This is a genomic window from Bradyrhizobium uaiense (assembly GCF_010811875.1).
Lineage (GTDB): Bacteria > Pseudomonadota > Alphaproteobacteria > Rhizobiales > Xanthobacteraceae > Bradyrhizobium > Bradyrhizobium uaiense.
In genome coordinates this window covers 1-13165 of sequence record NZ_VKHP01000250.1, presented here as the reverse complement: position 1 = coordinate 13165, position 13165 = coordinate 1, and the positions used below count along the sequence as shown (strand labels likewise).

Annotated in this window: 11 protein-coding genes; 2 read left to right on the top strand and 9 right to left on the bottom strand. The window is 65.7% G+C overall.

Features of this window, described 5'->3' with window-relative positions; all coding sequences use genetic code 11:
• The 4 genes from FNJ47_RS38360 to rimP all read right to left on the bottom strand — a co-directional run.
• Nucleotides 1–1784, bottom strand: a 1784-nt coding sequence (locus tag FNJ47_RS38360; protein WP_163161033.1) for a translation initiation factor IF-2 N-terminal domain-containing protein, incomplete at its 3' end; no start/stop codon positions are given.
• 108 nt (nucleotides 1785–1892) lie between these two features.
• The gene (locus FNJ47_RS38355; RefSeq protein WP_163161032.1) at nucleotides 1893–2579 is read right to left on the bottom strand and encodes an RNA-binding protein; all 687 of its coding nucleotides are present in this window, start codon (nucleotides 2577–2579) and stop codon (nucleotides 1893–1895) included.
• Between the two features lie 15 nt (nucleotides 2580–2594).
• Complete coding sequence (gene nusA / locus FNJ47_RS38350) at nucleotides 2595–4208, bottom strand: transcription termination factor NusA (protein ID WP_163161031.1); 1614 nt, start codon at nucleotides 4206–4208, stop codon at nucleotides 2595–2597.
• 3 nt (nucleotides 4209–4211) lie between these two features.
• Nucleotides 4212–5000 (bottom strand): ribosome maturation factor RimP, encoded by a 789-nt coding sequence (gene rimP, locus FNJ47_RS38345; protein ID WP_163161030.1) that lies wholly within the window; start codon nucleotides 4998–5000, stop codon nucleotides 4212–4214.
• Between the two features lie 346 nt (nucleotides 5001–5346).
• Between rimP and FNJ47_RS38340 the strand changes: the two genes are divergently transcribed.
• On the top strand, nucleotides 5347–6417 hold the full coding sequence (locus tag FNJ47_RS38340; RefSeq protein WP_163161029.1) for a DUF2336 domain-containing protein: 1071 nt from the start codon (nucleotides 5347–5349) through the stop codon (nucleotides 6415–6417).
• A gap of 235 nt (nucleotides 6418–6652) precedes the next feature.
• Nucleotides 6653–7495 carry a phytanoyl-CoA dioxygenase family protein gene (locus FNJ47_RS38335; protein WP_163161028.1) on the top strand — a complete coding sequence of 281 codons (843 nt, stop codon included), beginning with the start codon at nucleotides 6653–6655 and terminating at the stop codon, nucleotides 7493–7495.
• 134 nt (nucleotides 7496–7629) lie between these two features.
• Here FNJ47_RS38335 and FNJ47_RS38330 read toward each other — a convergent pair whose 3' ends face one another.
• From FNJ47_RS38330 to FNJ47_RS38310, 5 genes are all read right to left on the bottom strand, one after another.
• Complete coding sequence (locus tag FNJ47_RS38330; RefSeq protein ID WP_163161027.1) at nucleotides 7630–8370, bottom strand: tRNA (guanine(46)-N(7))-methyltransferase TrmB; 741 nt, start codon at nucleotides 8368–8370, stop codon at nucleotides 7630–7632.
• Nucleotides 8367–9491: a M20 family metallopeptidase gene (locus FNJ47_RS38325; protein ID WP_163161026.1), complete on the bottom strand. Its 1125-nt coding sequence runs from the start codon at nucleotides 9489–9491 to the stop codon at nucleotides 8367–8369. The genes FNJ47_RS38330 and FNJ47_RS38325 overlap by 4 nt, the downstream gene beginning before the upstream one ends.
• 206 nt (nucleotides 9492–9697) lie before the next feature.
• Nucleotides 9698–10114, bottom strand: coding sequence for a helix-turn-helix domain-containing protein (locus FNJ47_RS38320; RefSeq protein WP_163161025.1), 417 nt, complete (start codon nucleotides 10112–10114; stop codon nucleotides 9698–9700).
• A gap of 261 nt (nucleotides 10115–10375) precedes the next feature.
• A complete protein-coding gene (lnt, locus tag FNJ47_RS38315) occupies nucleotides 10376–11989 on the bottom strand; it encodes an apolipoprotein N-acyltransferase (RefSeq protein ID WP_163161024.1) in 1614 nt (537 codons plus the stop codon).
• The gene (locus FNJ47_RS38310) at nucleotides 11986–13098 is read right to left on the bottom strand and encodes a hemolysin family protein (RefSeq protein ID WP_163161023.1); all 1113 of its coding nucleotides are present in this window, start codon (nucleotides 13096–13098) and stop codon (nucleotides 11986–11988) included. Before FNJ47_RS38310 ends, lnt begins: the two co-directional genes overlap by 4 nt.
• Nucleotides 13099–13165 lie beyond the last annotated feature (67 nt).

Below are 13165 nucleotides of genomic sequence, written 5' to 3'. Positions count from 1 at the left end.
GTCGCGACCGGACCGCGGCCGCGATCGAGCTTGGCTTCGATCACGGTGCCTTCCGCCGGACGCTCCGAATTGGTCTTCAGGTCGAGGATTTCGGCCTGCAGTGCGATCATCTCGAGCAGACGATCGAGATTGGTCTTGTTCTTGGCCGAGACCTCGACGTCGACGACGTCGCCGCCGAGCGATTCGACCTGCACTTCGTATTGCAGCAGTTCGGTGCGCACGCGCTCGGGCCGCGCATCGGGCTTGTCGATCTTGTTGATCGCGACGATCATCGGCACCTTGGCCGCCTTGGCGTGATTGATCGCTTCGATCGTCTGCGGCATCACGCCGTCATCGGCCGCGACCACCAGCACGACGATGTCGGTGACCTTGGCGCCGCGGGCGCGCATCGCGGTGAACGCGGCGTGGCCCGGCGTGTCGATGAAGGTGATCTTGGTGCCGGTCTCGGGCGAGACCACCTGATAGGCGCCGATGTGCTGGGTGATACCGCCGGCTTCGCCCGACACCACGTTGGCGTGGCGCAGTGCGTCGAGCAGCGAGGTCTTGCCGTGGTCGACGTGACCCATGACGGTGACCACCGGCGAACGCGGCTCGGTGTCGGTGGAATCGTCGACGACGTCGAACAGGCCTTCTTCCACGTCCGATGCGGCGACGCGCTTGACGCTGTGGCCGAGTTCTTCCGCGATCAGCTGGGCGGTGTCGGAATCGATCACGTCGGTGATCTTGTGCATCGCGCCCTGCTTCATCAGCATGCGGATGACGTCGACCGCGCGTTCCGACATGCGGTTCGCGAGTTCCTGGATCGTGATCGCTTCCGGAATGATGACTTCGCGGATCAGCTTTTCCTTCGGCTCGTTCGACGCATGCCCCTTCAGGCGCTGCGTGCGGCGACGGAATGAGGCGATCGAGCGCTCGCGTACGTCGTCGGCGTTGAGCGCGGTGACGACGGTCAGGCGGCCGCGCTGCTTCTGCGGGCCGGGCTTCTGGGTGGCCTTCGGCGCGACGACGGGGCGCACCGCGCCGCCGGGGCGACGCACCAGACGCGGACCTTCGTCCTCGTCCGGCCCGGCCGCAACCGCCGCCGGCCTCGGCGCAGAAGCCGGTGTCCGTGCAGCAGGGGTCGTTGTCGTGGGACGGGCTGCCGGTGCCCGGGCTGCCTGAGCGGACGCCGGTGCGGCTGCGGCTGCCGCGGGCCTGGCCGCTGCGGCGGCCGGCGCGCCGGGCTTGGCCTCGCCCTCGCCGAAGCGGCGCTTGGCCTCGACTTCGGCCTTGCGCTTGGCCTCTTCCTCGTGGCGGTGGCGCTCCTCCTCGGCCTTGCGGCGGGTCTCGGCGGCCTCGCGGTCGGCCTTCTCGGCGGCCTCGCGGATGGCGCGGCGCTTGGCTTCCTCTTCGGCCTGGCGGCGCTCCTCGATGTCGCGCTGCCGCGCATCGGCCAGGGCGCTGGCACGCGCGGAACGCTCGTCTTCCGTCAAGGTCGGCAGCACCACGCCGGAGCGGGTGTTACGCTGCTGCTGGCCGGGAGGCGGCCCGGAAGGGCGGCCCATCGGCGGCTTGGCGACAGGCGGCGGCGCCGCCGGCTTTGCAACCACGGGTTCCGGCACATGCGTTTCGCCGGGGCCATCGCCGCCGACGCGGCGCTTGCCACGCTTCTCGACCACGACCTGCTTGGTCCGGCCGTGGCTGAAGCTCTGGCGCACGGTGCCCGTCTCGACGCGCGGCTTCAGCGACAACGTCTTGCTCGGAACACTCAGGGTCTTGTCGCCAGGGGTCTTGGTATCAACCATTCAGCAGTCCTAATCTCGTTTCGCTGTGCGTTCGCCGCACAAATCCTTCAACGTGTCTTCGTTTGCTGAGCATGATCCGGTCGGAAAGACGGCGTCCGCCTTCCTGGATCAGGCTCTGGAATTTCTGGCCGCTTCGGCGGTCTTGTCGTCGTCGGCCATCCGGTATCGGACCAGCATCTGGCAGCGCGACAGGAACGTCTTGCTCGCCGGGCCCGCGAGCAGCGCAGCATGTATCACATTTGACCGCCCAAGTGCCAAATCCAATTCTTCCGACGTCAAAACATTGACGACCGGGATTACCGGCGATTCACCACGTTTTCCGCCCCTTTGCCGCATGATCGCGTCCAATTTGCGGATTCCGTCCGCTGCGCCGTCCAAAGCGTGGATCAGGGCTGCAGTTTCGTTCCGGTTGAGCGCATCCTCGACCTTGCCGAAGCCCGAGACGACCTGACCGGCCTTGGCGGCCATGGCTAGGGCCTCGGTGAGGCTGCGCACCAGGAGTGTGTCGGTGTCGGTGGGAAGGGTCGGCGCGACGCGGACATCGCGCTTGAATCCCTTGCTAAATTGGTGACGGCGGACCGCTTCCGCAACACTGCGCCGCGATGCGGAAATCCACATTCCGCGGCCCGGAAGCTTGCGCTTGAGATCCGGGATCACCTCGCCCGTGGGCGCGACGACGAACCGGATCAGCTCGTCGAGCGGACGCACCTCGCGGCTGACCGCGCACATCCGCGTGGTCGCGGACTTCTGCGTCCGCGGTCCATCGTCGAGATCGGGGTCAGCCTGAGCGAGCATCCGTGGGGCATCTCCTTACGACGCCGTTTCTGCTTCGGCGGCCTCGGCCTCCTCAGCAGGCTTGGCAAGGTCGGCTTCGGTGATCCAGCCGGCCTTCAGGCGGGCCTGCATGATCATGGCCTCGGCCTCGTCGCGCGAGATCTCGATGCCGTCGAGGAACCCGGCGTGCTTGGTCGGCTCGCCGCCTTCCTTGCGCTCGGTCCAACCGACCAGATCGTCGGTGGCGCAGCCGGCGAGATCTTCGACGGTCTTCACGTCGTTCTCGCCGAGCTTCACCAGCATCTTGCCGGTGATGCCGGGCACGTCCTTCATGGCGTCCTCGACGCCGAGTTCCTTGCGCTTGGCCTCGAGCTCGGCCTCGAGCTGTTCCAGATATTCGCGGGCGCGGGTCTGCAGCTCGGTCGCGGTCTCCTCGTCGAAACCTTCGATGCCGGCGAGTTCCTTGACGTCGACCAGCGCGAGTTCCTCGACCGAGGTGAAGCCTTCGGAGGCGAGCAGCTGGCCGACCACCTCGTCGACGTTGAGCGCTTCCATGAACACGCGGGTCGAGTTCTCGAAGTCGGCCTGGCGGCGCTCCGACTCTTCCTGCTCGGTCAGGATGTCGATGTCCCAGCCGGTCAGCTGCGAGGCGAGGCGGACGTTCTGGCCGCGGCGGCCGATCGCCAGCGACAGCTGGTTGTTGGTGTCGGGAACCACGACCTCGATACGCTCGCGGTCTTCGTCGATCACGACCTTGGCGACTTCAGCCGGCGCCAGCGCGTTGACGACGAAGGTCGCGATGTCCGGCGACCACGGAATGATGTCGATCTTCTCGCCCTGCAGCTCGTTCACCACGGCCTGCACGCGGGAGCCGCGCATGCCGACGCAGGCGCCGACCGGGTCGACCGAGGAATCGCGCGAGATCACGCCGATCTTGGCGCGCGAACCGGGGTCGCGGGCGACCGCCTTGATCTCGACGATGCCGTCGTAGATCTCAGGCACTTCCTGCGCGAACAGCTTGGCCATGAACTGCGGATGGGTGCGCGACAGGAAGATCTGCGGACCGCGGGTCTCGCGGCGGACGTCGAAGATATAAGCGCGGACGCGGTCGCCGTTGCGGAACACTTCGCGCGGCAGCATCTCGTCGCGGCGCACGATCGCTTCGCCACGGCCGAGATCGACGATCACGCTGCCATATTCGACACGCTTGACGATGCCGTTGACGATATCGCCGATGCGGTCCTTGAATTCCTGGTACTGCCGGTCGCGCTCGGCCTCACGCACCTTCTGCACGATCACCTGCTTGGCGGATTGTGCGGCGATGCGGCCATATTCCAGCGGCGGCAGCGTGTCGGCGATGGTGTCGCCGACCTGGGCGCCCGGATTGGCGCGCTGCGCATCGTGCAGCGAAATCTGGTTCGACGAGTTTTCGACGACATCGACCACCAGCATGTGGCGGGTCAGCCGAAGCTCGCCCTTCTTGGCATCGATCTCGGCATGGACGTCGGTCTCGCTGCCGTAACGGGCGCGTGCGGCCTTGGCGATGGCGTCTTCCATCGCCGCGATCACGATGGAGCGGTCGATCGACTTTTCGCGCGCAACTGCGTCTGCGATCTGCAGCAGTTCGAGTTTGTTGGCGCTGACTGCCATGGCTTAGTCTCCTTCGAATGGATCGGTCTCGCCACGGCGCGCGCACTCGGCGGCCAGGCGGTGCTTTTTGGTGTTGGTCGGGGCCGGCTTGTTGCCGGGCTTTTGACCAGGCTTGTGATCGGACTTGGGTTTCGGCTTTTGGCTCTTCGCGGGATCGCTCTTCTTGGCGTGGGCCGGCTGCGGCGGCGCGAGGCCGAGCTCGCGGCGCAAATCGCGCTCGGCGGCCTTGCCGCGGCGCATCGATTCCTCGATCAGCTCGTCGGTCAGCACCAGCCGCGCGTCCGAGATGTCCTCCATCACCAGCAGGACCTCGGCGTCCTCAGTGGGACGCGGATCGTCGCGCTTGATGCGCACCGCATCGCCCTCGACACCGGCGAGCAGGCCGCGGAACCGCTTGCGGCCCTGATGCGGCACCGCCATCTCGACCTTCACAAGATGCCCGGTGTAGCGCTCGAAGTCGGAGCGACGCACCAGCGGGCGGTCGATGCCGGGCGATGAAATCTCCAGCCGGTAGGCGCGCTCGATCGGGTCGGCGACATCAAGCACCGGCGACAACGCACGCGAGATCGCCTCGCAATCCTCGAGCTGCATCGAGCCGTCGGGCCGTTCCGCCATGATCTGCACGGTGCAACCGGCATCGCCCGAGACCTTGATGCGCACCAGGCGGTAGCCCATGCCCTGCAGCACGGGAACGGCGACCGCGGCGACGCGGGCCGCGACCCCGGGCTCGACGACGAGCCGCGGCTCGGCGAGCAGTTCGGTGTCCACGGACGTGGCGGTCGGATCGGTCATATCCAGTGTCAAAGGCTGTCTAAGGTTTAAAGGCTGCTGAGGTCTGTTGTGTTGTTCAGGTGGCCTTAAGGGGCCGCTAACGCTACCCAAACTGGATCCGGCCTCGCTGGGTCCCGTCAGGTAATAAAAAAGAGCGGGTCCCGGGGGGCCCACTCTCCTACGCGATCGTATGAGATACCATAAGTTGCGGTGGATATAGCTCTTTTGCCGGGGTCCGGCAAGGCCTCCGTATCAGGCGGAAGGCGATTTTGCGGCCCTCCGGGTGCAGGTTTGATCTAACCCTCCGTTTACGAACGGGACCATAGATTGCCGAAAATCGGCAGAAGTCGCCGGTTGGACAAGGCTCATGACGACAGCCCCAGCGCTGATCCCGGAACTCGACGATATCGTTCGCCGTGGCGACCCCAAGCGCCGCGCCGAGGCCGCGCGCCGGCTCGGCGAGCTGTTCCTGCAGGGCGCCGGGAGCTTCCGTCCCGACCATATCGACTTGTTCGACGGGGTGCTGACCAGCCTGGTGCCGCATGCCGAGCTTGCTGCGCGGATCGATCTCGCCGAACGGCTCGCGCCGCTCGCCAACGCGCCGCGGCACCTGGTCGGACAACTCGCCCGCGAGGACGACGTCGCGATCGCGGGGCCGGTGCTGCGCCAATCGCCGGTGATCGACGAAAAGGTGCTGGTCGAGATCGCCAATGCCAAGGGCCAGGGCCATCTGCTTGCAATGGCCGAGCGGTCGAAGCTCTCGACCGCGCTGACCGACGTCATCGTTCGCCGTGGCGATCGCGACGTGATCCGATGCGCGGCCGGCAATGCAGGCGCTGCGTTCTCGGACGCGTCCTTCACGACGCTGGTGCGCCGCGCCGGCCAGGACGGCGTGCTGACGTTGCGGATCGGCCGCCGCGATGATCTTCCGCCGGTGCATTTGAAGAACCTGCTGGCCGGCTCGATCGACGTGATCCGCCGCCGTCTGCATGTCGTCGCCAAGCCGGAACGGCAGGCCGAGATCGAGCTGGCGATGAGCGAGATCGAAGGCGTCGTCGCGCAAGTCGAGGGCCGCGATTTCGCTGCCGCGCAGCGCACGATCATGGCGCTGCATCGCGCCGGCGAATTGAACGAGGCGGCGGTGACAGGCTTCGCAAAGGCCTTCAAGTACGAGGAATGCGTCGCGGCAATCGCCGCGATGACCAACGTGAAGATCGTCACGCTGGATCGCCTGATCTCCGGCGACCGCTACGATCCGATCCTGATCGCCGGCAAGACGATCGGCTTCGAATGGCCGACCGTGCGCGCCCTGATCCTGATGCGGCTCGGGCCCAACCGCGTGCCGTCACCGGCCGATATCGAAGGGGCGCGGGTGAATTTCGTTCGCCTGATGCCATCGACCGCGCAGCGCGTCGTGGATTTCTGGAAGTCGCGATAGTCCAATCGGCAACGTCCAACCCGTCATCCCCGCGCAAAGGCTTCGCCTTTGTCGCTGGAGGAGCCGCGAAGCGGCGTCTCGAAGGATGAACGGCCCGGCCGGTGGCCGTCGACCCTTCGAGACGGCCGCTCTGCGGCCTCCTCAGGGCGACGGGGACATAATAAGACCTGCCAAACCTGAATCGGCCCGCTATGCTTTCCGCAAGGCGCGACACGGCGCCAACGGGGAGATCGCCATGCTGACGGACGCCGACATCCAATCGCACGCCGAACGGATCCGCGACGACGGATACACCGTGATCGAGCGCGCCGCCTCGCCGGATCTGGTCGACGGGCTGAAGGCGGCGGTGCTGAGGATCGAGAACGAGCACAATCTCGGCCTGGCCCGGACGTCGTTCGAAGGTTTCAAGACGCTGCGTATCAACAACCTCCTGACCTATGACGATCTGTTCTGGGAGGTGCCGCTGCATGAGAACGTGCTGCCGGTGGTCGAACGCGTGCTGGACAGGGAATGCCTGCTGTCGTCGTTCTGCTCGCTGGTGCTCGGCCCCGGCGAGGTCGCGCAGCCGATTCACGAAGACACCCAACTGATCCCGTTGCCGCGGCCGCACATTCCGATCACGATCAATGCGATCTGGGCGCTGTCCGATTTCCGCGACGACAACGGCGCGACGCGGATCATTCCGCGCAGCCACACATTCGATTCGTCGCCGGAATACGGCAAGGATTACGACGCGGTCACCGCGACGATGCCGGCCGGCAGCGTGATGCTGTTCGACAGCGCGCTGTGGCATGGCGGCGGCGCCAACACCAGCGACGGCAGGCGTTTTGCGTTCTCCTGCGCCTATTGCTGGGGCTGGATGCGCCAGCAGGAAAACCTGCAGCTCGGGATTCCGCGCGAGACCGCGGCGCGCTTTCCACGCCGCCTGCAGGAATTGTGCGGTTACAGCGTCTACAAGGGCCAGTTTGGCCACATCGACAATCACGATCCGATCGAGCTGCTCGGCCGCGAGCGCGGCAAGCGCATGGTGTGGGAGGCGACCGACGTCAGGAAGGCGCGGCTTGCAGGGCAGGGATAGCTGATCGTCATTCCGGGGCTCGCGTAGCGAGAGCTACGATGCGCAATTGCGCATCTGAGAATCCATCTCTCAGCTTGCGCATCTGACGCAATGGATTCCGGGTTCGTGCTTCGCACGCCCCGGAATGACGAAACTTAGGGTAACCGCTTGAATCTCAGATACGCCGCCTTGCGGCCCTCGCGCTCGGCCTTGGCGCCGTAGCGCGTCATCGTGTAGTTCGGCCACGGCTCGAGCCAGTCGATCGCGCGCTCGGCGAGCCAGGCGAAGTCGGGCGAGCGCATCAGATGTGCCAGCGTCCAGGCGCAGTAGTCGTCGATATCGCTGACGAAGCGGAATTCGCCGCCCGGCGGCAGCATCCGCGTCATCGCAGCAACCGTTGCATCCTGCACGAAGCGCCGCTTCCAGTGCCGCCGCTTCGGCCAGGGATCGGGATGGATCAGGTCGATGCGCGTGAGCGAGCGCGCTGGCGCCCAAGCCAGCAGCTCGGCGGCGTCGCCGGCGAACAGGCGGATATTGCCGATATTCTGCGCCTCGATCTGGGTCAGGATCTTCGCCATCCCGTTGACGTAAGGCTCGCAGCCGATGAAGCCGGTCGTCGGATAGGTCTGCGCTTCCGCGATCAAATGCTCGCCGCCGCCGAAGCCGATCTCGAGCCTGACATTCTCGATGCCGTCATCGAACAATTCGGTCAGCGCCTCGGGCGCGGGTGCCGAGATATCGACCGAAAGATGCGGCAGCAGCGTGTCGATCAGGTCGGCCTGGTGCGGACGCAACTTGTGGCCCTTGCGCCGCCCGAAGAACGAGCCGCGCGAATGGGCCATCGCGCCGTCGTCCTGGGAATCGCGATCGCCGCTGTCGTTGGGAGCCGGTGTCATCGCAGCGTCTGATAGAGACGGTGGAGCAGCCGCGCGCGCGGCTCGATCGACGAGACGTAGAGCTGCTCGTAATGGGTATGCGCCCCCTTGCCGTCGACGCCGAGGCCGTCGAGAGTCGCGGTATGCGGTGCGGTGAAATTGCCGTCGGAACCGCCGCCGGTGAAGACATCGATCAGCTCGAAGCCGAGTTCGGCGGCAAGCTCCCTGGCATGTTCGTACAGCGCAGCACCAGCGTTGCTCTTCTCGTAGGGCGGACGGTTCAGCTCGCCGGTCACCTTCACGGTGACGCCCTCGGTGCGCGAGGTGATGCCGAGAATCTTCGGTACCAGATCGTCGGCGTCCGCCATGGTCGGCACGCGCAGATCGACCTCCGCATAGGCCTCTTCGGCGATCACGTTCGGCTTGGTGCCGCCGCGGACCACGCCGACATTGACGGTGATGCCGCGCTTGAGATCGTTCATCCCCTCCAGCGCCAAAATCACATGGCCGAGTTCCCGGATCGCGCTGCGGCCGTCCTCGGGGCGTGTGCCGGCATGCGCCGGCGCGCCCTTGATGTTGACGTCGAAGCGCGCGACGCCCTTGCGCCCGGTGACGATCTTGCCGCCATCGCGTGCCGGTTCGGTCACCAGCACGTATTTGGCCTTGAGGCCCTCGGCCTCGATCAGCGCCCGCGAGGTCGGGCTGCCGATTTCCTCATCCGATACGTAGAGCTGGGTGATGGCGAGCGGCGGACGCGCATCTTCGGCGCAGATTTGCCGGAATGCGTGATAGGCGAGGTAGGCGCCGCCCTTCATGTCGTAGATGCCGGGACCGAACGCGCTGTCGCCTTCGATCTGGAATGGTAACCGTTCGATGAATCCCATCGGATGAACTGTGTCGAGATGGCTCAACACCAGAATGCCCGGTGCGTCCTGCCCCCAGGACGAGCGCGCGACCAGGTGATCGCCGCAGCCATCGCGTCCTGCGATGCGCTCGACCGTGGCCGGCAGGTCGCGATAGCCCGCGGCCACGAGATCAACCAGTTTGTTGACCTGATCCGGCCGCTCCGTCGGAGACTCGATCTCGACCCAGCGGCGGATGCCGTCGAGAATCACAGAGGTTTCGAACGGGTTGCTGGACATGCTGTTATCGTTGCCTGTGGATTTGCCTTGTCATTGCGCGCACGCGCCAGGGCATGATCTGGGAAAGTGTGATGCGGCTTTCCGAAAGATCATGCTCAAACAACGAGCTAAAGCGCGATGACGTTCAGCCTGAACGCATCGCGCCTTAACGTACGCCGGAATGACATATTCCAGATTTGACGATCGCTCAAACGGATATGGCCGAATCAGACCTGTTCGGCCGCCTCGCGCGCCGCGATCTGCTCGACCAGCTCGACGATGCTGCGGCGGAGCTTGGCGTCCGCAATCCGCGTGAAGGCGCGGGTCAGGGCCAAGCCTTCGGCGGTTGCCAGAAAATCGGCGACATAGGTCGGCGAGGAACCCTCGCTGAAGCCGTCGGCGGTCTTAACGCCGCTCGGGCCGCCGTCGAACAGGAAGGAGACCGGCACCTGCAGTATCTCGGATATCTGCTGCAGCCGGCTGGCGCCGACGCGATTGGTGCCCTTCTCGTATTTCTGCACTTGCTGGAACGTCAGGCCTAACGCCTCGCCCAGTTTTTCCTGGCTCATGCCGAGCATGATGCGTCGCATACGGACGCGGCTGCCGACATATTTGTCAACAGGATTGGGCGCTTTGGTGGACATCTCCAACTCTCCTAAGGGATTGCGCGCCCGTGGATGAGGCAAGTTGGAAGTGGAGTATGCCTCAGGCGACGGTGCCGTCAAATCCTGCAAGGAGGATCGGGACGAAATGCGGACAATTTGCGCAAAGGGGCTGACTTGGCTTGTGATTTCGCGTGGACCCGTACAATGCGAAGTGCACGGTCGATCTGTCAACTGGTGGAATCGCACTGAGGTAAATTTCGACGTTATTTCGGGTTCGCGACCACCGGCGATGTGCAGCGGTCAGGCTTTTCGCCTGACAAAACGTCTACGCAATACGATTGCGAGGGCAACTAACACAATTACAGCGGCGGGGATGTTCCCGGCACGCGCATAGATCGTCGGCGCGATCGCCGTCGGCAGGCCGGCGTCGAGCACGCCTTCGATGCCGAGCCCGAGTTGCGAGACGATTCGGCCGAGCGGGTCGATGACGGCCGAGATGCCCGTATTCGCGGCACGCACCAGCGGCAGGCCTTCCTCGATCGAGCGCAGCCGGGCCTGTTGCAGATGTTGATAGGGGCCGGTCGAGACTCCGAACCAGCCGTCATTGGTGACGTTGACGATCCAGCCGGGACGATCGTCGCGGCTCACGACATTGCCGGGGAAGATTGCCTCGTAGCAGATCAGAGGCAGCGCGCGCGGCGCGTTCGGAATGTCGAGCGTGCGGCGGATCGTGCCGGGAATGTAGCCGCCCTGCACCTTGGTGAGCTGCACGAAGCCGATCTTCTCCATCCAGTCCTGGAACGGCAGATATTCGCCGAACGGCACAAGGTGCAGCTTGTCGTAGACCGCGAGCACGCTTCCGTCGTGGTCGATGACGTAGATGGAATTATAGGCACGCGTGACGCGGACATTGGGCGGCAGATCGGGTGCGCGCACCGAGCCGGTGATCAGCACGGTTCCCTTCGGCAGCAGGTCGGCGATCTGCGCCATCGCGTCGGCTTCCTTGGTCAGGAAGAACGGAAACGCGGATTCCGGCCAGATCAGGATGGTGGAGTCGCTCACGCCGGTAGAGTGCGGCCCGGACGCACGATCCGACAGAGTGAGATATTTCTGCATCACCGCCGCCTTGGCGGAGTAGTTGAACTTGGCGTCCTGCTGCAGATCGGGCTGCATGATGCGGAGCTTGACGCCGGCGACCATTGCGGTCGGCGTCTGGGACAGCCGAACTGTGCCGAACGCCAGCATCGCTGCCAGCACCAGCCCCGCTGCCACCGGCGCGCGCCACGGCTTGCGGCCGCGCGAGGCGCCGTCGATCAGCACTGCCGGGCTTGCGAAGATCGCGACGGCCAGGAACGTCATGCCCCACAGCCCGATCAGCGATGCGGTCTGGGCCAGCGCCAGCGGTTCGGTCAGCGCATAGCCGAACGCATTCCACGGAAAGCCGCTCAGGAGATGGCCTCGCAGCCACTCCGAGATCGTCAGGCTGACCGCCAGCGCCAGCACGCGCGAGGCGTCGCGCGGCCAGATCAGCCGTGCCAGCGCGAAGCCGAAGGCGGTGAACAGCGCGAGATAGGCCGGCAGGCCGAGCACTGCGAACGGCGTCAGCCAGGCGAAAGTGTCTGCATCGACAAAGAAGGCGATGCCGATCCAGTACAGTCCCGGCACGAAATAGCCGAGGCCGAACCAGAAGCCCGACAGTGCCGCAGCCGGCGCGCCGCGCCAGCGTCCGGCCGCGCTGCCGTCGATCAGCCAGACTGCAATCGAAAACGTCAGAAACAGCGCCGGCCAGGCGTTGAACGGTGCCATCGCCAGCGAGGACAATGCACCGGCTGCGAGCGCGAGCACGGCGCGCTTCCATCCCCAGGTCAGGATCACGGCAAGGCCGATCGATCGGAGCTTGTCGGAGAGCCTCACTGCGGACCGGCTCCATCGCCGGGCGGCGGCATGTTGTCATTCGCCTGCGGATTTCCGGCGTCCGGTGTCTGCTCACGCCGCCGCTCGCGTTCCTTGCGCGGCGTCGGCCGCTCCTTACGCGTCGTGATGCGCACGCGCTTGACCCGCCGCGGATCGGCGTCGAGCACCTCGACCTCGTAATGGCCGGGCCCCGAGATCACCTCGCCGCGCACCGGCAGCCGGCCGACGAACGACACGAGATAGCCGCCCAGCGTCTCGACCTCCTCGCCGGCCTCGCCGGTGACGAAGTCCTCGCCGATCACCGAACGGACGTCATCGAGGCTGGCGCGCGCGTCGGCGATGAAGGAGTTGTCCGGTTGGCGCACGATCGACGGCGGCTCGTCGGAATCGTGCTCGTCGTCGATCTCGCCGACGATCTGCTCGACGATGTCCTCGATCGACACCAGCCCGTCAGTGCCGCCATATTCGTCGACCACCAGCGCGAGATGGATGCGCGAGGCCTGCATCTGCGCCAAGAGATCGATCGCGCGCATCGACGGCGGGATGTAGAGCAGCTTGCGGATGATATTGGCGTCCGCCAGCGGCAGCGCGAGGTCGACGCTGCGCAGGTCGAGCCCGGCCGGGAACGGCTTCTTGCGCTTGGTCTTGGTCGCCTCCGTGACGCGCGCCTTCGCGGTCATGAAGGCGAGCAGGTCGCGGATGTGCACCATGCCCTCGGGGTCGTCGAGGGTCTCGTTGTAGACGACGAGACGGGAATGCGCCGCGCTCTCGAACAGGCTCATCAACTCGCCGAGCGGAATGTCGCGCTTGACCGCGACGATGTCGGCGCGGTGCACCATGACGTCGGCGATCCGCCGCTCGTTCAGCGACAGGATGTTGCGCAGCATGGTGCGCTCGATTGCCGAGAAGCCGACATCGTCGGGCGTCGAGGCATCGAGCACCACCTGCAGATCGTCGCGCACCGAGCCGGCTTTCCAGCCGAACAGCGTGCGGATCGCGCGCACCAGCCAACCCTCGGCCGCCGGGCGCTGCACCTCGCCGTCATGCACCACCGCGGGCAGGTTGCTCACGTTGCGCGGATTGTCGTGGGTCGGTTCGGAATCCGGCATGTCAGGCGATCCGATCCGCATAGGGGTCGGGAATGCCGAGGGTGGAGAGGATCTCGCGCTCGAGCGC